Annotated in this window: 1 protein-coding gene and 1 pseudogene; one reads left to right on the plus strand and one right to left on the minus strand. The window is 74.9% G+C overall.

The genetic code is table 11. The features are described from left to right. Positions 1-748 (minus strand): annotated as a pseudogene (locus ACO1BR_RS43935) (hypothetical protein); the annotation flags it as partial. 205 nt (positions 749-953) lie between these two features. Between ACO1BR_RS43935 and ACO1BR_RS43940 the strand changes: the two are divergent. Further along, positions 954-2,138, plus strand: a complete 1,185-nt coding sequence (locus ACO1BR_RS43940) for a serine hydrolase domain-containing protein (protein ID WP_426800726.1) — start codon at positions 954-956, stop codon at positions 2,136-2,138. The last annotated feature ends 174 nt before the right edge of the window (positions 2,139-2,312 follow it).

Below are 2,312 nucleotides of genomic sequence, written 5' to 3' on the forward strand. Positions count from 1 at the left end.
CCCCCCCCCCCAGGCCGGTGGTGGTGTCGTTGCCGCCGGCGACCATGGTGAACGCGAAGCCCAGGATGCGCAGCGGGGCGGTGCCGTCGTCCGCCGGCAGCAGACCGACCAGGTCAGAGACGGTGTCGTCGGCGGGCTCGGCGCGGCGGCGCTCGACCAGCTCGGCGAAGTAGCCGAACAGGCCGGTGGCGGCCTCGGCGGCGGTCAGCGGGTCGCCCAGCGCGTTGGCCTCGACGATGGCGTGGGTCCAGCCGTCGAAGCGGGCCCGGTCCTGCTCGGGGACGCCGAGATAGCGGCCGACGACGAAGCTGGGCAGCGGCCCGAACAGCTCGGCGACGATGTCGCAGCTGCCGCCCAGGTCGGCGACGCGGTCCAGCCGGGCGCGGACGAACGCGCGCACGTCGGGCTCGATGGCCGCGACCCGGCGCGGGGTGTAGCCGCGGGTGATCAGCCGGCGGAATCCGGTGTGTTCGGGCGGGTCCAGCATCACCAACGGGGCGACGTCGGTGATGCCGAGGCGCTCCCGCTCGCCGTAGACGACGCTCAGGCCGCCGGCGGAGGAGTAGCGGCCGGTGTCCCGGGCGGCGGCGAGGACGTCCGCGTAACGGGACAGGACCCAGTAGTCGCCGTCGGCGACATGGTGGAGGGGGTGCTCGTCGCGCAGGGTCGCGTACATGTCCCACGGGGCGCGCCAGCTCTCACCGGCGCACAGCGCGAACGGGGCCTGAGGTGCTTCCTGGGCGGTCATGGCCGGAGGGTGCGGGAGGCGTCCACAAGAGTCAATGGCACCGCGGCGGCCGGCCGTCCACCGCGCACCGCCGCCCGGCCACACCCCCGAAGTGACGAACGCCACGGCCCCGGGCCCTGGCCATCCCCCTGGTCATGAGCATGGATCCCGGCGTTGCACCATTGATGGGTCACCGAAGCGACAGATCAGTGGGAAGCGGGAATCAGTGGTGGACGTCCAGGGCACGGTCGAGGACGGCTACGAGCCGGTCCGGGACGCCTTCGCAGCCAACTTCGGCCGGTACGGCGAGCGGGGGGCGGCGGTCGCCGTCTACCGCGACGGCCGCAAGGTCGTGGACCTCTGGGCCGGCACCAAGGACGGCGACGCCGCACCCGGCGACGCCACCGCCGCCCCGTGGGAGCCCGGCACCGCCCAGATCATCCGGTCCGCCACCAAAGGCATCGCCGCCACCGTCCCGCTCCTGCTCCACCAGCGCGGACAGCTCGACCTGGACGCGCCGGTCGGCACGTACTGGCCCGAGTTCAAGGCCGCAGGCAAGGACCGCGTCCTGGTCCGCCACCTCCTCTCGCACCGGGCCGGGCTGCCGGTCCTGGACACCCCCCTCACCCCCGCCCAGGCCGTCGACGGCAGCAGCGGCCCGGCCGCGGTCGCCGCCCAGGCCCCCGCCTGGACACCCGGCACCGACCACGGCTACCACGCCCAGACCTACAGCTGGCTGATCGGCGAACTGGTCCTGCGGGTCACCGGGCGCACCCTCGGCGAGTGGGTCGCCGAGGAGATATCCGGGCCGCTCGGCCTCGACCTGTGGATCGGGCTTCCGGAGGCGGCCCAGGACCGGGTCGGCCGCCTCGCCCCCGTCGAGCCGCCGACCCGCCCCGCGGCCGCCGGACTCCGGGTCCGGCCCAAGCAGTCGGTCGCCGACGCGTACGCCGACCCCGCCTCCCTCACCAGCCGCGCCTTCGGCGCGATCTCCCCGGCCCCCGACGAGAACGCCCCCGCCTACCGGGCCGCCGAACTCCCCGCCTCCGCCGGTATCGCCACCGCCCCCGCGCTCGCCCGCGCCTACGCCGCGCTCATCGGCCCCGTCGACGGCCACCCCCGCCTCTTCGCCCCCGCGACCCTCACCCTCGCCCGCACCGAGGAGTCCGCCGGCCTCGACCGCACCCTGCTGGTCAACACCCGCTTCGGACTCGGCTTCATGCTGCACGGCCCGGCCTCCCCGCTGCTCGGCCCGGGCTCCTTCGGCCACCCCGGACGCGGCGGCGCCCTGGCCTTCGCCGACCCGGAGCACGGGGTCGCCTTCGGCTACGTCACCAACGGCATGCAGCGCAACGTGACCGCGGACCCGCGGGCGCAGGCCCTCGTCAGGGCGTTGGCCGGGTCCGCCTGACGTTTCGCCGTTTCGCTGCGCTTTGCCGGCTTCCCACGTTGTCGGGTTTCCCGTCGTACGGGGTGCGGTGTTTCCCGCCTTCGGCGGGAGGTGGGTGTGTGGGGCGGGGTCCCAGGTCATCGTCGGTGCCGGGTTCGGGAGCTCCGGGGCGGGTTGCCGGACTGCTTCGCTTTA

Source organism: Streptomyces sp. YGL11-2, from assembly GCF_050054615.1.
Taxonomy (GTDB): Bacteria; Actinomycetota; Actinomycetes; order Streptomycetales; family Streptomycetaceae; genus Streptomyces.